Below are 20141 nucleotides of genomic sequence, written 5' to 3' on the forward strand. Positions count from 1 at the left end.
TTACATAAAAAAAACACTATTAAATGGTGTTTTTTTTATGTTCTTTTTTTTGTAATATTTTTTACTTCCATATATAGTAGTTTTATAATTTTAACATAATAAAAATCATCTTATATAAAAAATTTTTTATAAAAATCTTATAATAATCATTTTATTTTTTTCATATTTTTTTTAATTTATAAGTATGTTTTAAAAAAAATATGAATTTTATATGTATAATAATCAACGATAATATTTTCAAATATAATATTATTTCAAATACTAAAAATAAAAAAATATAATATTTACAAATTAAATTATAAAAAAATAATTAAAAGCGTTTTTAATAAAGCATTATATTCAAAATATTCTGAAATAGTTTTATAAAGTAAATTTAATAGAGTTAATAGAAAGTTTTCTTGATTAAGCTCTCATATTATGATAAGCTATATATTGCGAGAGGTGAATGGGATGAATAATGATGAATTACTTGAACAATTAAGATTAAAATTATCAAGAGAAACTTGGAAGAGCTGGCTTTCTACAAGTAAAATACTTGATATTAAAAAAAATGAAGTTATTATAGGATTAGGAAATATTTTTTTAAAAGAAGCTGTTGAGAAAAAATTTGGAAAGGTTATTAAAGATACCCTTTCAGATATTTTAAAAAGAGATGTATCGGTTTCTTTTACAGATATAAAGATAGATAATTCCAAAAAAATCAATAAAGGTCCTATGATAAAAACAAGACCTTTGAAATTATCTGAATTTAATACTGAATTTGTATTTGAATCATTTGTTGTTGGACATTCAAATAGAATGGCTTATTATTCTGCTCAAGAAGTTGCTCAAAGTCCTGGTAAGTTTAATCCATTATTTATATATGGTGACGTAGGTCTTGGAAAAACCCATCTTTTGCACGCAATTGCAAATCATATGTTGGAACATTCTCCAGATTTAAGAGTCAAATACTTAACAGCTGAAGACTTTATGAATGAAATGATGAAAGCTATAAGATCTAAAGATATGGATAATTTTAGAGAAAAATTTAGAAAATCTGTTGATGTTTTTTTAATTGATGATGTTCAATTTTTAATAGGAAAAAACTCTGTACAAACTGAATTATTTCATACATTTAATTCGCTTTTTAATTCTGGAAAGCAAGTTGTAATTTGTTCTGATAGAACCCCTGAAGAATTAGCTACATTTCATCCAAGATTAATAAGTCGTTTTGAAATGGGGTTAGTTGTCAATATAGAAGAACCTGATGCAGGAACAAGATACTTAATTGCAAAAAAAATGGCACATATGATATCTCTTCAATTAAGCGATGATGTTGCTCATTACCTTGCAGAACATGTGGATAGAAATTTAAGACGTATGAGAGGGGCAATTATGAACCTAATGCTCCATACTAAAATAACTGGAAAACCTGCAAATATGGAAACTGCAAGAAAAATTGTAGACTCTATAATAAGAATGAATGATGAAAAAAGAAAATATAATTCAAAAGAAGCTTTTGAAACAATAAAAATAAATACTCTTGTAAACAGTGTTTTACAGGAATATGATATTGAAAGAAAAGAACTTTACTCTTCATCTAGAAAAAAGAAAATATCAGAAGCACGTCAAATACTTGCTTATATGCTTAAAATTTATGGGAAAATGAATGTAAAAGACATTTCAAAAATGCTTAAAAGAAATCATTCAACTATAAGTCAATCTATAAAGAAAATTGATCAATCTTTAGTTTTAGGAAACAAACTTATAAAATCAAAATTAGACAATATAAAAAATAAAATGGAACAAGAAAAAACAGATATGAATGTAATATAACTTAAAGGCGGTTTTTCCGCCTTTTTTGTTATTTCTAATAGGAATTAATTATATATAAATAAAGCTATTTATCTTTATTTTATATTTAAAATATGAAATTTATAACATTGAAATTTTTTTCATTATGATTTAAACTATATATGATGTAAAAATTTTTTGAAAAACTAAGGAGTGATACAATGAGAGCAGTTGTAAAGAAAGAACCAGGAAAAAGCTTTGTACTTGAAGATGTAAAAGAACCTAAAATTGTTAACTCTAAAGATGTTAAATTAAAAATACTAAAAGTATCTGTTTGTGGTACTGATCTACATATATGGAAATGGGATGAATGGTCTCAAAATAGAATAAAACCACCTCAAATAAATGGTCATGAATGTGTTGGTGAAGTTGTTGAAATAGGTAAAGAAGTTAAAGGAGTAAAAGTTGGAGATATAGTTACTTGTGAAACACATATTCCTTGTGGTGTATGTTATCAATGCAAAACAGGAAACATGCATGTATGTAAAGATATGCAAATTCTTGGTGTAGATAGAGATGGTGTATGGGCTGAATATGCTGTAGTTCCAGAAGTTGTTGTATGGAAAGTAGATAAAAAAATTCCTTTAAAATATGTTTCTGTAATGGAACCTCTTGGAAATGCAATTTTCACAGCAACATCTTTTGATTTAAGAGGAAAATATGTTTTAATAACAGGAGCTGGACCAATAGGAGCTATGGCTATAAATGTTGCTCAAGTTTCAGGAGCAGCTGCTGTAATAGTTAGTGAAGTATCAGAGTATAGAATAAATATGGCAAAAGAACTTGGTGCTGATTTAGTAATCAATCCAATGAAGCAAGATTTAATTGAAGAAGTAAATAAATTTACAGATGGTCATGGTGCTGATGTATTACTTGAAATGTCTGGTAATGTTAAAGCGTTAAACGATGGAATAAACGCTGTTAGAAATGCTGGTGAAGTTGCTGTACTTGCAGTTTATAAAGGAAATACTATATCTTTTGAAATGAATACTGCAGTTTTTAAAAACTTAACTATAAAAGCTGTTACCGGAAGAAAAATGTTTGAAACATGGCATATAGCAAGTCAATGGTTAAAATACAATAGATTAAAGTTAGATAAAATAGTTACTCACGAATTTGATTTATCTGAATTTGAAAAAGCACTTCAATTAATGAACGAAGGAAAAAGTGGTAAAATAGTATTGAATGTAGCAAAATAATTCTATTGAAATAAGGAGGGATAGCATGAACTTTTATGAAAATTTAAAAAATGAAATGGAAGAATTAAAAGAAAAAGGTTTACTTGTAACAGTAAAAACATTAGAAACAGCACAAGGAGCCTGGTTAAATATCGAAGGTAAAAAAGTATTAAATATGTGTTCAAATAATTATTTGAATTTTTGTAATAGAGAAGAACTAAAAAAAGAAGCTATAAAAGCTGTTGAAAAATGGGGAGTAGGTCCTGGTGCAGTTAGATCAATAGCAGGTACATTAACTATCCACAATGAACTTGAAAAAGAATTAGCTGAATTTAAAGGCGTAGAAGCAACTTTGGTTGTTCAATCTGGATTTAATGCCAATCAAGCTGTTATTCCTGCAATAGTAAAAAAAGGTGATGCAATACTTTCAGATGAATTAAACCATGCAAGTATAATAGATGGTGTAAGGCTATCAAAAGCAACCAAATACGTTTGGAAACACAAAGACGCTAAGGACCTTGAATTAAAATTAAAAGAAGCTAAAGAAAATGGAGCAAATACAATGCTCGTTATTACAGATGGAGTATTCAGTATGGACGGTGATTTAGCACCATTACCTGAACTCGTTGAAGTATGTGAAAAACATGGAGCACTTTTAATGGTTGATGATGCTCACGGTGAAGGTGTTCTTGGTAAAAACGGAAGAGGTATAGTTGATCATTATGGTTTACATGGAAGAGTAGATATAGAAGTTGGTACACTATCTAAAGCATTTGGTTTAGTTGGTGGATTTATTGCAGGTAAAAAAGTTTTAATTGACTATTTAAAACAAAAGGCAAGACCTTTCTTATTCTCAAGTTCATTATCTCCAGCAGAAGCTGGTGCTGGTATAGCTGCTGTAAAATTACTTAAAGATTCTGGAGAACCTGTAGAAAAATTATGGGATAATGGAAATTACTTTAAAGGTAAAATGAAAGAATTAGGTTTTGATATAGGACAAAGCGAAACACCTATAACTCCTGTAATGCTTTATGAAGCAAAGGTTGCTAAAGAATTTTCTAAAAAATTATTTGAAGAAGGAATTTTTGCAACTTCAATAGGATTCCCAACAGTTCCAAAAGGAAAAGCAAGAATTAGAGTTATGATTAGTGCTTCCCACACAAAAGAAGATTTAGATTTTGCAATAGAAAAATTTGAAAAAATTGGAAAAGAATTAAATATAATAAAATAAAACCGCTTAGCGGTTTTATTTTATTTTTTCAAGTATAGATATATTTTCAATATGATAAGTATTAGGAAACATATCAAAAGGTTGTACTGATTTTATTTTAAAACCAAGTTTTTCAAATTCACTCAAATCTCTTGCAAAAGTAGAAGGATCACAGGATATATATACAACTCCTTCTCTTATTTTTCTTGAAATCAATTCAACACCTTCTATTCCTATACCTGCACGTGGAGGATCTATTATTAAATAATCATAACTTTTACTATTTTTTAAAAATTTAATAGCATCAAGAGCATCAAAATCAATATTTTTTATATTATTTAATTTAGCATTTTCTTTTGCTGAATTTATTGAAGTTTTAGAAACTTCAATTCCTTTTATATTTTTAAATTTTTTTGAAAAATACAATCCAAACAATCCTACTCCACAGTACAAGTCTAAAAGACTTTTATTATTAGTATTTTGTGTATTCAAATATTCATTAACATAATCTAACATTTTTTGAGTTACATTATAATTATTTTGAAAAAAAGAAGTTGGTAAAACTTTATACTTTATACCATTAAATTTTTCTTCTAAAAACTCATTACCATACCAAACATTGTACTTACCACTTAAAATAACTTTATTATTTGGATTTACAAGATGTATAAGACTACTTATATTCAATTTTAAAAGCTCATTTTTTAACTCTTCTTTTTTATTAAAATTTTCTTTTGAAGTAACTAAAATCATCATTATTTTATTATTTATATTATTTTTTCTTAAAACTAAAGAACGCAAAATCCCCTTTTTATTTTTAGAATTATAAACTTGAATATTTAATTTATTTACAATTATTTTTACTTTATTTCTTAATTCATCAAATTCTTTTGGAGAAATTGGACAACTCTTTAAATCTACAATTTCATTAGAACTTTTCTTTTTCAACCCTAAAATAACTTCATTATTATAAGAAAATCCAAATTCCATCTTTGCTCTATAATTATAAACAAAATCAGAAGCAATAATATCATTAACCTTTATATCTAACTTTCCTATACGTTTTAACTGTTCCTCAACAATATTTGTTTTTGAAGTTAATTGATGTTTATAATCATAATCTAACCACTGACATCCACCACATTTTTGAAAATGTTCACACTTTGAATTAATTCTATATGGTGATCTCTCTTTTATACTATTAACCTTTGCAAAAATTGTTTTTTTCTTTCTTTTTATTTCATCAACTTCAACTACTTCTTCTGGATATCCGTCATCAATTAAGTAAATTTTTTCATTATCTTTAGAAAATCCATAACCACCATAAACTAACTTTTCAATTTTTAAACTCATACTATATACTCCTTAAATATGGATTATTTATTAAAATCTTTTCAACACTTGTCATTGGACCATGTCCGGGTGCAATTATAGTATCTTCTGGTATATTTTTTAAATAATCTTTTAAAATTTTTAATGATTCAAACATGTGTTTTTCAGAAGAACCAGGAAAGTCTGTCCTTCCAATAGAATCAGTAAACAATGTATCCCCTGTAAATAAATAATTTTCTATTTTTATTGCACAAGAACCCATTGTGTGACCAGGTGTATGAATAACTTCAAAAAATTTAGTAATATCTTTACATTCAATATCAAATTCTATTTTTTTATTTATAAGTGAAGATAAGTTCTTTTTATAATCTTTTAACAATTCACAATCATTTGGATGAATATATACATATTCAAGTTTTAAAAATTTTAATCCAAGAATATGATCAAAGTGCCCATGAGTTAAAAGAATATCAACAGGTTCTTTTATCAACTTTGTAAAATCACTTGCTGGATCTATCACAATTTTTTTGTTTATTATATACGTGTTAGTTTGAAATGTATCTGATACTATTTTTTCTACAATCATTGTACCACCTCGATTTAATTATACTATAAAATTTTTAAAGTTGTTATTGACATAAAATAAATAATATAGTATAATAAAAGTGAGTAATTACTTATTTTTGATAAAATATTATTTTGGAGGTATTTATGGCTTTTAAAAACTTTACAAATATAAAGCAATTTGATTTTCAAATTAATAGAATACTAACTTATGGAGAAAAAGCTTGCAATGAAAAAGAAGTGTATGAAGCTGCAAAAGAAATAAAAGATATGAAATCTTGGTTTAAAGTATGGAATAAATTAGGCAAAATTGCAGAACATGAAAAAAGATACTTACATGCAGCATTTTATTACAGACTTGCTGAATTTTTTTTAATTGAAAAAGATGTGAATAAGGAAAAAATGTATAATTTATCCATACATAATTTTAATAAAGTCATAGACAATGATAAGAATGTGAAAAAATTTTTTGTACCCTATAAAAATTCACAAATGAAAACACTTGTTTTTAATTCTAAAATTGAAAAAGGAAAAATAATAGCTTTTGGTGGATATGATTCTTTTATAGAAGAATTTTATCTTTCAATAAAAGAAATATCAGAAAAAGGTTATACAGTTTATCTTTTTGAAGGTCCTGGTCAAGGATTAACGCTAAAAAACGGGATATATTTTGAATATAATTGGGAAAATTCTTTGAGCGCTGTATTGAATTATTTCAATTTAAATGATGTTTTTGTTATTGGAATATCTTGGGGTGGATATTTTTCATTGAGAGCTGCAGCATTTGAAAAAAGAATAAAAAAAGTAATAGCATATGATATTTTATATGATGGTTTTGACTGTATGATACATCCATTTCCAAAAATTTTTAGATATTTAATAAAATTCCTATTTTTTACAAAACAAAAAAATATACTAAATTTTATTTTAAACAAAGCAATGAAAAAAGAATTAATTTTAAATTGGGCAATAGCTCATGGAATGTATATAACTGGAACAAACTCTCCTTATGATTTTTATAAAAATTTAAAAAAACATACTCTCAAAAATATATCAAAAAAAATAAAATGTGATGTTTTATTACTTGCAGGAGAAGAAGATCATTATATTCCATTGAATCACTATCATATTTTAATGAAAAAGTTAAAATATGCAAAAAATCTTACAGGAAAAATTTTTACAAAGGCTGAAGGTGGTGAACAGCATTGTCAAGTTGGGAATCATGAAATAGCTATTGATTATATGATTGATTGGTTGGAATCTTAAATATAGTATAATATGAGTATTCTCAAAGAGAGGTGAAATATGAAAAAATCAGAATTAACAAAACAAAAAATATTAAAAGCATCAATAGAATTATTTTCAGAAAAAGGATTTGCTTCAACAAGAACACTTGAAATAGCAAAAAAAGCTGGAGTTTCTGAAGGAACTATATTTAAATATTTTGAAAAGAAAAAAGATATTTTACATGCAGTAGTATCTGAATCTATTGATGTTTTTATAAAAGAATTTGCGGTTTCAGATTTAAAAGAAACTATAAAAAATTTTTCAAAAAAAGATATAAAAATTATTTTAAAAGAAATAATAATGGAAAGATTATCTTTTTTTAACAAATATTCAAAGTATTTAAAAATAATTTTTAATGAAATTCAATATGATGAAATTTTAAAAGAAAAAGTTATAAAATCTATTTTTAATGAATTTAAAAGTAATGCAAATGAAGTTTATGGAATAGGGTTAAAACGAGGAGAATTTAAAAATATAGATTCTTATGTAGCTGTAAGATCTTTTATAGGAATGATTTTAATGCTTTTATTTCAAAAATTATATTTAAAAAGTGAAAATTTTGAAAAAGAAATAGATACTGTAATAGAAATATTTTTAAACGGGGTGAAAATATGAATTTTTTTGAAAAGTATACAAACTTTATTAAAAAACATCAAAAATTAGTTTTTATTTTTATGTTATTATTAATAATACTATCAATTTGGGGTATTTTTAAAATTAAAATAAACACTGATTTTACTTTATTTATGCCTAAACATTCATCCTATAAAAAAAGATATGATGAAATGAATAAAACTTTTGGTACATCTGAACAAATGATGTTTTTATTAGAGTATGATAAAAACTTAAGAACTATTGAAGGAATTAAAAAACTTAGAGATATACAAAATAAAATGGAAAAAATAACTGGAGTATCAATGGTTATTGGTCCCACACCAGAAAAAATACCAGTTGGTTTAACCTTAAAAGATGTTAGTAAAGTAAATAAAAAAGATTTAAATTTAATACTAAAATATATTGATAATATGGATATAATGAAAAGTTTAGTACAAAAAGATTCAAAAAATTATGCTTCATTTACAGTCATGGTAAATGAAAGTTCAAAACCATTGAATGCATTAAAAAATATTGAAAAAATGTTAGATATTGAAAAAGTCAAATATTATGTTTCAGGAGATACTTACTTACAAACAAAAGTTTTTGATTATCTTTTAAAAATTCTTTTAATAATACCTCCATTATCTATTATAATAATTTTTGCTACTTTTAAGGCTAGAATTAGATCTTTAAAAGCTACTATATTTTCAGTTTTTCCAGCTGGAATTGGTGCATTATTAACCCTTGGATTTCTTGGTTGGTTCATTGGTGAAATATCAGTAATGACTGTTCTAGTACCAATTTTCGTAATAGTATTAGGAAGTGCTGATGGACTTCATTTTATGTCACATTATATAGAATATTATAGAAATTCAAAAAATAAAGAGTTATCAATCTCTAAAACATTAAAAGCTGTTGGAGTACCAATGATAATGACAACTCTTACAACAATGATTGGTTTTTTATCAATGTTAGTTATTCAATCTGATGCAATAAAACAACTTGGTATGGCATCTAGCATTGGAGTTTTCTTAGCTGGAATTGCAACTTGGATATTTTTACCATTAATTATATTTAAAAATAAAAAAATTACTATACCAGAACCTAAAGTATCAAAAGTAACTACCTTTCTAAAAAAATTACAAGGAAAAAACTCCATAATAATAACTTTAATTTTAATTATAATTTCAATACCAGGAATATTAAAGTTACAAACTAACTTTAATATGCTAACTATGTATAAAAAAAGCACTGAGGTTAGAAAAGGTATAGATAAAATTTCTGAAGTAACTGGTGGTTCATTACCTATCTTTTTAACTTATAAAACTAATGAAGATATATTAAGTACAAATTTTTCAAATGAAATATTATTACTTGAAAAAGAACTAAAAGAAAGTGGAAATATTTTAAAAGCTGTATCCTATTATGACATTTTATCAGTAATGAATAATTTTATATATGGAAAAAAAGAATACCCTCAAAATTCATTTACTGCAAAAATATTATATAGTTTAGCATCATCTCAAAATAAATCTTTAAAAAATTTTATACTACCTTCACAAAAAACAGGAAAAATAATACTTTTTCCAAAAAATTTAAAAAGCAAAACTTTGAAAAATATAGAAACTTTAATAAACAAAAATGATGAAAAAACAACTTACACACTATCAGGAATTCCTTTAATAATGGATGAAATGAATAGAAGAATAATCCCTGATCAGCTTAGTTCTTTAATATTAGCAACCGTACTTGTATTTATAATGATTTTAATAACTCAGAAAAATTTCTTTATAGCTTTATTTTCAATAATACCAATATCAGTTACATTGTTGAGTTTATTTGGAATAATGGGATACACTGGTATTGATTTAAGTATAATAACGAGTATAATGTCAAGTTTGACTATAGGTGTTGGTATAGATTATGCTATACATTACTCTGGACTTTATAGACATTTTAAACAATTAAATGCTGAAAATCCAGCTGATGAAGCTTTTAATTATGTATCTACACCAATATTAGCAAATGCATTTGGACTTGCTTTTGGTTTTTCATCTATGATTTTTTCACCATTACAAATTCATACATACTTAGTTATTTTAATGTGGACAACAATGGTTGTAAGTTCTGTTTTAAGTTTAACCTTACTTCCAACCTTAGTAAAAAAATTAAAGTGAGCTAAGCTCACTTTAATTACTTTATATTTGCAATTTCCATATAATTTTCAACTGGAACTAATATTAAAGATGCATATTGATCAGAAGAAATTTCTATATTATCTTCTATGGAAAAAATTCTATTTTTACTATCCATAACATATAATTCCATATCTTCAAAATTATCTAATTTTTCCATAAATTTTTTTATTTCTATATTTTCGTTTTTTTCATAATTATAAGAAGATATAATTATCCTATCATCATAACAAAAAATTTTATTTGGACATATTAAACTTTCATTATTTCCTATATCTTCTTTTCCATTTACTACAACAAAATAAAATTCATTAAAACATTCTTTGTCTAAACTTTCACAAATTTTGTTGATAAATTCTACTTTTTTCATAAAATTCCCCCTTTTTACAAAAAGTTATTTAATTCACTTATATTATATACAAATAATATTTCTTTTTATTTTCGTGTATGTGAAAATAAGATTGTGATTTTTTACTCATGAAATAAAATAAGAATTAACATAAGTTAATTCTTATTTTATTCAAAAAAATCTCCAATTTTTAATTTTCTTCCATTTATTGCATCGAAAGTACTTATTGTTTTTTTACCTGGAAATTTTATTTTCCCTATTTTTATTGCACTATCAATTGTTTTTACAATTATTCCCGTTTTATCAAAACTCAATATTGTTCCTGGTTTTTCTTTACTTTCTTTGTTTAAAATTTCAGCAGAAAATAATTTAACTATTTGGTTATTAATAGTTGCTTTAACTCCAGGAATAGGATCATAGGCTCTTATTTTATTAAAAATAATTCTGCTTTCTTTATGAAAATCTAATATTAAATCATTATTTGTAATTTTCGAAGCATAAGTAGCTTTTGAATCATCTTGTTCTTGTAAGTTTATATTATTTAAATTACTTAAAAATTCCACTATCATCTTACTTGATAACTCCGCAAGTTTATCATGCACTGTTTCAAGATTATCAGAATTTTCTATACTTATTTTTTCAATCATTGCAACTGGACCTGCATCTAAAGCTTCAACAATTTTAAATATACTTATACCTGTTTCAGATTCTCCATTTTCAATCGCCCTTTGAATTGGAGCAGCACCTCTATACTTTGGAAGAATTGAAGCATGTATATTCCAACAACCCATTTTTGGAAGATCTATAACTTGTTTTTTTAATATTTTTCCATAAGCTACTGTTATTACTATATCTGGATTTAGTTCTTCTAAACTTTTAAAACCATTACCAACATTAACAGATTTAGGTTGAAATACTGGAATATTATTTTCAATAGCTAATTTTTTTACCGGAGTTGGAAGTAACTTTTTTCCTCTTCCTTTTGGTTTATCTGGTTGAGAAAAAACTCCAATTATATTATAATTATTTTCTATTAAGCTTTTTAATACTATAGTGGCAAAATCTGGAGTTCCCATAAAAACTATTCTTAAATCTTTCATAACTTTACTTCTCCTAATTCTTTTGCTTTCTTTTTTCCTTCTTTTCCCAATCTCAATAACTCTTTTTTTAACTTTGCTTTTTGTACTACAGACAATCTATCTGTAAATAAAATTCCATTTAAATGATCTGTTTCATGTTGAAATACTCTTGCTGTATATCCATGTAATTCTTCTTCAACTACATTCCCTTCCACATCTTGATAACGAACCTTTATTCCTTCTTTTCTAATTACATGAGCATAAACATTTGGTATACTCAAACAACCTTCTTCAAAATCAATATCTTCTCCTAAAAACCCAAGTATTTCTGGATTAATAACAGCTTTTTTTCCATTTTCTTCACCATCATCCATAACAAAAAATCTCAAAGATATTCCAGCTTGTGGTGCTGCAAGTCCAACACCATCCCATTTATACATTTTTTCAAAAAAATCTGTTATTATAGTTTTAAAATTTTCATCAAAAATAACAACTTCTTTAGCTTTTTTTCTTAAAATTGGATCACCTATTATTCTTATTTCAAGATTCATACTTTACCTCCAATATATCTTTTAATTCTTTCATATAATCCTTTTTTGTTAAAAAAACTGTTAATGGTGTTATTGAAACATAGTTTTCATTTACTGCTAAGTAATCTGAATTATTGTTATTATCATCTTCAACTACATTACCAAGCATCCAATAATATGTATTGCCAAATGGATCCTTTCTTGCTTCAAAGTAATCATCATAACGTCTTTTACTTTGTCTTGTTATTTTAATTCCTTTTATTTCATCATAAGATATACTTGGTACATTTATATTTAAAGTAGTAAATTCTGGTACAGTTTTAAAATCAAATTTTTCTATTATATCCAATATTATTTTTGCTGCTGTTTCATAATTTGGATTAGTAAAATCTGCACTCGATACAGCTATTGAAGGGTATCCATTCATTGCACCTTCTATTGCAGCCGATACAGTACCAGAATATAAAACATCAGTTCCAAGATTTGGACCTCTATTTATTCCACTTATTACTAAATCTATATTTATGTCTTTATGTATAGCTTCTAAACCAAGTTTAACACAATCTGCTGGAGTTCCATTAACAGCCTTACCAAATAATTTGTTATTTACCATAACATCTTTTGCCCATAAAGGATTTCTAACAGTTATAGCGTGTCCTGTTGCACTTCTTTCAACATCGGGCGCAACTACAAAAACATTATGATCTTTTTCTAAAAAACTTTTTAAAATGGAAATTCCTGGAGCCATAATTCCATCATCATTTGATATTAAAATATTCATTTAAGCACCTCCAATCATATTTTAACATCTTTCTTTTATATTGTTTTTAAATATTTTTTACTTTTAGAATTTTATAAAATATTATTTGTTAATTAATATTAAAAAACTTTAAAAACATCATTAGAAATTATGTTACTCATTTTTTACTTTTAGAACATAAGAATTAACTAATGTATATAAAAAAGTGATATAATATGATATAATAAGGCTTATATAAATTGGAGGGATAAAATGGCTGAAGAATTAATTTTTAAAAGACAAGATAAGTATCATTTTTTTACTAAAACAAAGAATGGATTTGAAATACATACAGATTCAAAAGTTGGAAATGGTTATGAACAAACTGCAGCAACTCCAATGAATCATCTTTTAGCTGGTCTAGCTGGTTGTACAGGAATAGATGTTGTAATGATACTTGAAAAAATGCATGTTGAATTAGATGACTTTCAAATAAGATTACAATATGATAGAAAGGAAACACATCCAAAAATATATACAAACATAAAGATAATATATGAATTTACTGGTAAAGACTTACCAATGGATAAATTAGAAAAAGCAGTGAATTTATCTCAAAATAAATATTGTTCAGCTTCTGCTATTTTCAAAGAAAGCGCAGAAGTAACACATGAGATAATAATCAAGGAGGCGTAGTATGGCTGGTGTTAATAACATTAATCTTGTTATAGAAAAAGCAAATGACAGATTAAAGAACGTAAAAAAAACAATAGTAGTAATGAGTGGTAAAGGTGGAGTTGGAAAATCAACAGTTGCAGTAAACTTAGCTGTTTCTCTTGCTCTTGAAGGTAGAAAAGTAGGATTATTAGATGTTGATTTACACGGTCCTGATGTTGCAAGAATGCTTGGAGGACGTGAAGAATATCCTTATCAAGTTGGAGAAGAAGTTATGCCTCCAGAAGTAAATGGGATAAAATTTATTTCCATGTCACACTTTTTAAAAGATCAAAGTAATCCTGTTGTATGGAGAGGTCCATTAAAAACAGGCGCAATAATGCAATTTGTTAGTGATATTTCATGGGGAGAATTAGATTATTTAGTAGTTGATTGTCCTCCAGGTACAGGAGATGAATCATTAACAATATTCCAAAATTTCAAAAATATTCAAGGTGCAGTCATAGTTACAACTCCTTCTGACGTTTCTCAAGACGATGTTGAAAAAGCAATTAACTTTGTAAAAATGATGAAACACGAAACATTAGGTCTTGTTGAAAATATGTCTTACTTTGTATGTGATGAATGTAAGAAAAAGCATTATATTTTTGGAAAAGGTGGAGCAAAAAAGCTTGCTGAAAAATATAACTTAGAAGTATTACAAGAAATACCATTAAATGCTTCACTTAGAGAAAATATGGATAATGGAAAACCTGCAGCATACTTTGGAACTCCTGAAATGGTTGCACCATTTACTCAACTTGCTAAAAAAATAATAGCCAAATCAGAAATATAAATAAACAAAAAAAGATGATTTTAAATCATCTTTTTTTGTTTATTTATATTGAATATTTTTACTTTTCAAACCCATAACATTATGTTATAATAAATTATTTTTTATTATGGTATAATTAATAGATATAAATACTTTATATAAATTAGGGGGTAAAAATGAAAAAGAAAATATTTATTTTATTGATTATAATTATTAGTATATTTAGTTTTTCAGGAGTTTTTGCTGATATAAATCCTCCAAAAAGTATTGGAGCAGGTTTTGAAGATGAAAATAATTATATAAAATTATCAACTGAATCAATTTCATTTTCTTATAAAAAGGAAGTTCTAAAAAGAATAGAACCTTTTTTTAGTATAAATTTAAATTTAAACAATCCATTAAAAAATAATGATATTCAGGCTGGTATTAATTTAAATTATGAACCATTCAATATTGGCATTGGTATGTGGAACTCTTTTACTGAAACTGCTTCACCAACTTATGCTGGATATGCTGGTGCAAGTATACTATTGAACTTTAAGTTTGAAAAAATTATAATTGGTAGTAACTTTACATTTAAAATGTTGAATGTTGTATTAGATGAAAATGGATTAAATTATTATTTTAAAGCTTTTCCCGAAGATTTAGCTCAAATGAGAGGATTTTCTGCTTATTTTGGATATAATTTTTTTAAAAATGAAAACCTAGATATTAGTTTTTATATGAATTTTATGGGAAATTATTCTATAATTCCTGGTGGACTTGTATTTTATAAATTAAATGATGCTTATTCATTTGATTTAAAAGTAGAAATTTGGAGGTAAAAATGAAAAAAAATAGAGAAGAAGAAAGAGAAGAAGTTGTTGATTTATTTAGTTCAGATGAATTATACAACTTAAAAGTCGATGAAGTAATAAAAATATTAAATGAAAGGGAAAAAAATTCAAAACCAATAGAAGAAGAAAAAGAAAAAATTTTTGAACATTACTATACAGAAAATCCTACATCTGAATTGACTATAAAAGAATTAACTTTTGTATTACATAATTCTCATATTTACAAATTAAAAGCTCCTTCTGGTGTTTACGGGAAAAAGAGAATTGATAGGGCCTCTGCATTGTTAATAGAAAATGTAGAAATAACTGGAAAAAAACTTTTAGATATAGGTTGTGGATATGGAGTAATAGGAATTGTTTTAAAAAAAGAAAATCCAAACATAGAAGTCTTTATGAGTGATATAAATAATAGAGCAGTTCAATTCACAAAAATAAATGCAAAAGACAATAATGCAAATGTTGAAGTAAGATCAGGATATTTATTTGAACCTTGGAAAGATGAAAAATTTGATATGATAATATCTAATCCCCCAATAGTTGCCGGTAAACATGTATGGATGAAATTAATTGAAGATGGATTCAAACATTTAAATACCGAAGGAACAATGCAACTCGTTGCATTTCATAATAAAGGTGGAAAAAGAATAAAAGAATATATGAAAAATATATTTGGAAATGTTACTGATGTTGTAAAATCTGGTGGTGCTAGAGTATATAAATCAGTAAAGGAAGATTAAAATGATTTTAAAATGTGAAAATATAAATTACAATTACGGAAAAAGAAAAGTTATAAATAATGTTTCTCTTGGTATAAAAAAAGGTCAATTTACAGGAATAGTTGGAGATAATGGCAGTGGAAAATCAACTTTAATGAAGATACTTTCCGGAATACTATTTGATTATAATGGAAAAGTTTTTTTTGAAAATGAAGAACTAAATGAAAAAAACAGAATAAAAATTGGATACATCTTTCAAAATCCCGAAAATCAAATAGTTGGAGTTACAATAGAAGAAGATGTAGCTTTTGGAATGGAAAATATGGGTGTACCAAGAAAAGAAATGATAAAAAAAATACAATGGGCTTTGAGTATTGTTGGAATGTCTGGATTTGAAAAAAGAGACCCTAACACTCTTTCAGGTGGACAAAAACAAAGACTTGCAATAGCTTCTATTCTTGCAATGGATCCAGAAGTAATATTCATGGATGAACCAACTACTATGCTTGACCCAGTTGGTAGGCTTGAAGTTTACACTGTAATAAAAAAACTTGTAGAACTGAAAAAAACAGTTGTTATAGCCTCTCATCATTCACAAGATTTAAGGGATGTAGAAAGAATCATAGCTCTGAAAAATGGAAAAATAATCTTTGATGGAAATAAAAATAACTTTTATAAAACAAATAAATTAAATATAGAAGAACCAATAGAAATAAGAACAAAAAAAATATTACATATGAATTATGAAGAGTTGGTGAATAAACTTGCCGATAGAACTTGAGAACGTTAGCTTTAGTTATGGAATAAACACACCCTTTGAAAAAAAAGCCTTAAATGAAGTTAATTTAAAAATAAATGAAGGAGAGCTATGGTTATTTATTGGACATACTGGTTCTGGAAAGAGTACACTTTTAAATACTTTAAATGGGTTAATAATTCCAAATGGAAAAGTTACTGTAGATACCCTTCAAACAAATAATAAAAATACTAATATGAAAGAACTTAGAAAAAAAGTTGGAATAATATTTCAATATCCAGAATCTCAATTTTTTTTACCAACAATAGCTGAAGAAATTCTTTATGCACCTAAAAATTTTGATGTTGATTTGAAAAAAGAAGAAATAAAATTTTATATGGATATAGTTGGATTACCTTATGATTACTTAAATAGAAGTCCTTTTAGTTTATCTGGTGGAGAAATGAGAAAAGTAGCAATAATATCTGTTTTATCATATAATCCAAAATACATCATCTTTGATGAACCAACAGTTGGACTAGATTATTCAACAAGAAAATCTGTTTTTAATACAGTAAAAAAATTAAACAATATGGGAAAGACTATAATTTTATCAACACATTGGATAAGTGAATTCTTAGAATTAAAACCATTAGTTGCAATCATGAAAAACTCAAACTTAATTTTTAAAGGAAAGTTTGATGATTTTATAAAGTTAGATCAAAACTTTCTTTCTGAAGCAGGAATAATTTTTGATGAAAAATTAGAGCTATATAAAAAAGCTTTATTAAAAAATGACAAATTAAAGGATAAAATAGCAATGTTATAATAATAAGAGTTAAAAGCCTCTGTTTTACTTTTTATAAGGCGATTAGCTCTTGTTTTTTTTTATCTTTTAATATATATTAATTTAGAAACTAAAAACTAAATTATGGAGGGAGTTCTGTGAGCACTAAAATAAAATCAAACAGTGTAAAAAAAAGAAATATTCATTTTGATTTAGAACCATTCATATTCTTAACAATATTTCTTGCAATCTTTATTCCACTTGGTAATGTAATGGGGGGAAGTAATTTATTTAAAACCCTTATGGCAACGGCTCATGATTTACTTTTAAATACTGTATTTTTTATAATGGCTGTTGCAGTCCTTACAGGGGCTCTCGGTGCACTTTTTTCAGAGTTTGGTGTAGTATACTTATTGAATAAAATATTAAAGCCACTTATGAAACCTTTGTATAAATTGCCTGGTGCAGCTTCACTTGGTATTTTAACTACTTATCTTTCAGATAATCCCGCTATCTTATCCTTATCAAAAGATAAAGAATTTATAAAATACTTTGAAAGATGGCAAGTTCCTCTCTTGTGTAACATGGGAACAGCATTTGGAATGGGATTAATTGTAACAACATTTATGATAGCTCAATCGTCTGCTCTTGGTGAAAATCTTGTTTTACCTGTACTTATTGGAAATATTGGAGCAATTGTTGGAAGTGTTATAAGCGTTAGAATCTTTTCTATGTTTACTAAAAAGTTTTATGGTGAAGAAGGAGAATTTGAAAATACAACAGTTAGCTGGAGAAAAGTTAGAGAAGGAAATGCTGGTTCAAGATTTTTAGATGCCTTACTTGAAGGTGGGAAAACAGGCGTAGACTTAGGTCTTTCAATAATACCTGGAGTTTTAATCATTTCAACATTTGTAATGATAGTAACTTATGGACCTTCTGATCCAAATATTGGATATCAAGGCTTAGCTTATGAAGGCGTACCTGTTTTACCTTGGGTTTTTGGTAAAATTTCAGGAGTTTTAGAATTTTTATTTGGATTTCATTCAGCTAAATTAATAGCCTTTCCATTAACTTCACTTGGATCAACAGGCGCAGCAATGGCTTTAATACCTTCATTCATAAAAGAAGGTATTCTAACTGGAAATGATGTAGCTGTATTTACTGCACTTGGTATGACTTGGAGTGGATATCTATCAACTCATATAGCAATGATGGATACACTTGGTGCAAGAAAATTAGCAAGCAAAGCAATACTTTCTCATACAATAGCTGGACTTTGTGCTGGTATAATAACTCATTATATGTACGTCTTATTTTTATAAAAATATGTCAAAATATTTTATTTTTTGTACGTTTTATATAAATTTTAACTCAAAAAAGCAAGAAGAAAAACTTCTTGCTTTTTTTATGATATAATTTTAATAACAAAAAACATAAGAGGAGGGGAAAAAATGAAAAAATATTTTATTATTTTCTTAGTTTTAATACTATCTTTAATTTATTTTTCTAAAGATATGAGAAAAACACTTATAGTTTATACTAAAGGTTACTCCGATTCAACTGCTCTTTTAGAATCCGCTGTTGATGAAAAAATAATAAATATGGGTAAATACAGATTAATTACAAGAGATGATATGATTTTTAAAGAAATTCAATTACAACTCCAAGGTGTTGTTGAAGGAAAAGGAGACTTAAAACAATTAAAAGCTGATGCCCTTATTTACATTGAAGTTTTAGATACCTTTTATCAACAACAAGAAAGTTATGATAAAACAAGTAAATGGTGGGAATATGAAATTACAGCAAAGTATAAATTAATAGACATTCAAACTGGACAAGTATTAGAAAATAAGTTGTATAAAGGAACTGGACAACAAAATATTACAAAATATAAAACTTCTCAAGAAGCTTTAAGAGATGCTAAATATGAAGCTATAAATGATGCTTCTTCAAGTATAATCTCAAAATTAAACACTCTATTTATATTAAGAGGAAATATATTAAATCAAGCTCCAAATGGTTATTTATTAGTTGATCTTGGAAGAAATCATGGAGTTTATAAAAATATGGTTTTTCAATTTGAAAAAAGTTACGATGTTTATGGTGATTCTTATAAAATAAAAGATGGAAAATTAATAGTTAAAGACATATTAGACAACAAAGCTTTTTTAAAACCTGTTGAACTCCCAACAAAATTTAAAATATCTGAAAAAGGGATAACTGTTGTAGAAAATCCAAGTATGAGTCCAGAAAGAATGAGATTTAATATTCATTATACAAACTTAAATACAAATTATCATGGTGGCGGAATTGATTTTGCATTAGATAATTATGAAGGATTTTATAGTAAATTCGGATTAGATTTCAATATTATTAGTAAAAATATTTTTTATTCAAACATGAATTTTGCTTTAGGTTATATGATTTATGCTGGACCAGTTGAAATTACACCAGATGTTTCTTTTGAATTTCAAGGAATGTTGTCTTCTGATGCTTCATCAATGTCATTTGACATAGTTCCAGAAGTAAATATGGGACTTGGAATTACAAATAATATTAATCTATACTTGAATAGTGGATATATTTTTAATATTTATTCAATGGAAGAAATGGGATTAAGTTTAATAAATGGATTAAGAATAAAAGGTGGTATTGAATTTAAATTTTAAAAAACAAAAATTGAA

General features: G+C 25.9%; 20 protein-coding genes. 14 read left to right on the forward strand and 6 right to left on the reverse strand.

Going from position 1 to position 20141, the window contains the following annotated elements; translation table 11 throughout:
* The first annotated feature begins 450 nt into the window (after nt 1–450).
* The 3 genes from dnaA (at nt 451) to IGS63_RS00015 (ending at nt 4242) form a co-directional block, all read left to right on the forward strand.
* Nucleotides 451–1815 (forward strand): chromosomal replication initiator protein DnaA, encoded by a 1365-nt coding sequence (gene dnaA, locus IGS63_RS00005; protein ID WP_190615010.1) that lies wholly within the window; start codon nt 451–453, stop codon nt 1813–1815.
* Nucleotides 1816–1994: 179 nt separating this feature from the next.
* A complete protein-coding gene (gene tdh / locus IGS63_RS00010) occupies nt 1995–3032 on the forward strand; it encodes an L-threonine 3-dehydrogenase (protein WP_190615011.1) in 1038 nt (345 codons plus the stop codon).
* Nucleotides 3033–3057: 25 nt separating this feature from the next.
* Nucleotides 3058–4242, forward strand: a complete 1185-nt coding sequence (locus tag IGS63_RS00015; RefSeq protein ID WP_190615012.1) for a glycine C-acetyltransferase — start codon at nt 3058–3060, stop codon at nt 4240–4242.
* Between the two features lie 15 nt (nt 4243–4257).
* Here IGS63_RS00015 and rlmD read toward each other — a convergent pair whose 3' ends face one another.
* Together rlmD and IGS63_RS00025 are read right to left on the reverse strand one after the other, a co-directional pair.
* Nucleotides 4258–5574 (reverse strand): 23S rRNA (uracil(1939)-C(5))-methyltransferase RlmD, encoded by a 1317-nt coding sequence (gene rlmD, locus IGS63_RS00020; protein WP_190615013.1) that lies wholly within the window; start codon nt 5572–5574, stop codon nt 4258–4260.
* A gap of 1 nt (nt 5575) precedes the next feature.
* Nucleotides 5576–6139: an MBL fold metallo-hydrolase gene (locus IGS63_RS00025; protein ID WP_190615014.1), complete on the reverse strand. Its 564-nt coding sequence runs from the start codon at nt 6137–6139 to the stop codon at nt 5576–5578.
* Between the two features lie 125 nt (nt 6140–6264).
* Between IGS63_RS00025 and IGS63_RS00030 the strand changes: the two genes are divergently transcribed.
* Genes IGS63_RS00030 through IGS63_RS00040 form a run of 3 tightly spaced genes read left to right on the forward strand, consistent with a single transcriptional unit; the run spans nt 6265 to nt 10178 of the window.
* Nucleotides 6265–7383: an alpha/beta hydrolase family protein gene (locus tag IGS63_RS00030; protein ID WP_190615015.1), complete on the forward strand. Its 1119-nt coding sequence runs from the start codon at nt 6265–6267 to the stop codon at nt 7381–7383.
* A gap of 39 nt (nt 7384–7422) precedes the next feature.
* The gene (locus IGS63_RS00035) at nt 7423–8019 is read left to right on the forward strand and encodes a TetR/AcrR family transcriptional regulator (protein ID WP_190615016.1); all 597 of its coding nucleotides are present in this window, start codon (nt 7423–7425) and stop codon (nt 8017–8019) included.
* The gene (locus IGS63_RS00040; RefSeq protein ID WP_190615017.1) at nt 8016–10178 is read left to right on the forward strand and encodes an efflux RND transporter permease subunit; all 2163 of its coding nucleotides are present in this window, start codon (nt 8016–8018) and stop codon (nt 10176–10178) included. The genes IGS63_RS00035 and IGS63_RS00040 overlap by 4 nt, the downstream gene beginning before the upstream one ends.
* Nucleotides 10179–10194: 16 nt before the next feature.
* Here IGS63_RS00040 and IGS63_RS00045 read toward each other — a convergent pair whose 3' ends face one another.
* From IGS63_RS00045 to surE, 4 genes are all read right to left on the reverse strand, one after another.
* Entirely contained in the window at nt 10195–10566 is a 372-nt protein-coding gene (locus tag IGS63_RS00045; RefSeq protein WP_190615018.1) for a hypothetical protein, read from the reverse strand.
* A 146-nt stretch (nt 10567–10712) separates the two neighbouring features.
* Complete coding sequence (gene fmt, locus IGS63_RS00050) at nt 10713–11645, reverse strand: methionyl-tRNA formyltransferase (RefSeq protein ID WP_190615019.1); 933 nt, start codon at nt 11643–11645, stop codon at nt 10713–10715.
* Nucleotides 11642–12175, reverse strand: a complete 534-nt coding sequence (def, locus tag IGS63_RS00055) for a peptide deformylase (protein ID WP_190615020.1) — start codon at nt 12173–12175, stop codon at nt 11642–11644. The genes fmt and def overlap by 4 nt, the downstream gene beginning before the upstream one ends.
* The gene (surE, locus tag IGS63_RS00060; protein WP_190615021.1) at nt 12165–12935 is read right to left on the reverse strand and encodes a 5'/3'-nucleotidase SurE; all 771 of its coding nucleotides are present in this window, start codon (nt 12933–12935) and stop codon (nt 12165–12167) included. Before surE ends, def begins: the two co-directional genes overlap by 11 nt.
* A gap of 231 nt (nt 12936–13166) precedes the next feature.
* Between surE and IGS63_RS00065 the strand changes: the two genes are divergently transcribed.
* The 8 genes from IGS63_RS00065 to IGS63_RS00100 all read left to right on the forward strand — a co-directional run bounded on the left by IGS63_RS00065 (nt 13167) and on the right by IGS63_RS00100 (nt 20126).
* The gene (locus IGS63_RS00065) at nt 13167–13589 is read left to right on the forward strand and encodes an OsmC family protein (protein WP_190615022.1); all 423 of its coding nucleotides are present in this window, start codon (nt 13167–13169) and stop codon (nt 13587–13589) included.
* Nucleotide 13590: 1 nt separating this feature from the next.
* The gene (locus IGS63_RS00070; RefSeq protein WP_190615023.1) at nt 13591–14403 is read left to right on the forward strand and encodes an Mrp/NBP35 family ATP-binding protein; all 813 of its coding nucleotides are present in this window, start codon (nt 13591–13593) and stop codon (nt 14401–14403) included.
* A gap of 155 nt (nt 14404–14558) precedes the next feature.
* Nucleotides 14559–15206, forward strand: a complete 648-nt coding sequence (locus IGS63_RS00075; protein WP_190615024.1) for a hypothetical protein — start codon at nt 14559–14561, stop codon at nt 15204–15206.
* 2 nt (nt 15207–15208) lie between these two features.
* Nucleotides 15209–15955: a class I SAM-dependent methyltransferase gene (locus IGS63_RS00080; protein ID WP_190615025.1), complete on the forward strand. Its 747-nt coding sequence runs from the start codon at nt 15209–15211 to the stop codon at nt 15953–15955.
* A gap of 1 nt (nt 15956) precedes the next feature.
* The gene (locus IGS63_RS00085) at nt 15957–16715 is read left to right on the forward strand and encodes an energy-coupling factor ABC transporter ATP-binding protein (RefSeq protein WP_190615026.1); all 759 of its coding nucleotides are present in this window, start codon (nt 15957–15959) and stop codon (nt 16713–16715) included.
* Nucleotides 16699–17499 (forward strand): ATP-binding cassette domain-containing protein, encoded by an 801-nt coding sequence (locus tag IGS63_RS00090; protein WP_190615027.1) that lies wholly within the window; start codon nt 16699–16701, stop codon nt 17497–17499. Before IGS63_RS00085 ends, IGS63_RS00090 begins: the two co-directional genes overlap by 17 nt.
* A 116-nt stretch (nt 17500–17615) precedes the next feature.
* On the forward strand, nt 17616–18779 hold the full coding sequence (locus tag IGS63_RS00095) for a CD0519/CD1768 family membrane protein (RefSeq protein WP_232521245.1): 1164 nt from the start codon (nt 17616–17618) through the stop codon (nt 18777–18779).
* Nucleotides 18780–18908: 129 nt separating this feature from the next.
* Nucleotides 18909–20126, forward strand: a complete 1218-nt coding sequence (locus IGS63_RS00100; RefSeq protein WP_190615028.1) for a hypothetical protein — start codon at nt 18909–18911, stop codon at nt 20124–20126.
* Nucleotides 20127–20141: the final 15 nt, after the last annotated feature.

The sequence above is a fragment of the Tepiditoga spiralis genome, assembly GCF_014701195.1.
Classification (GTDB): domain Bacteria; phylum Thermotogota; class Thermotogae; order Petrotogales; family Petrotogaceae; genus Tepiditoga; species Tepiditoga spiralis.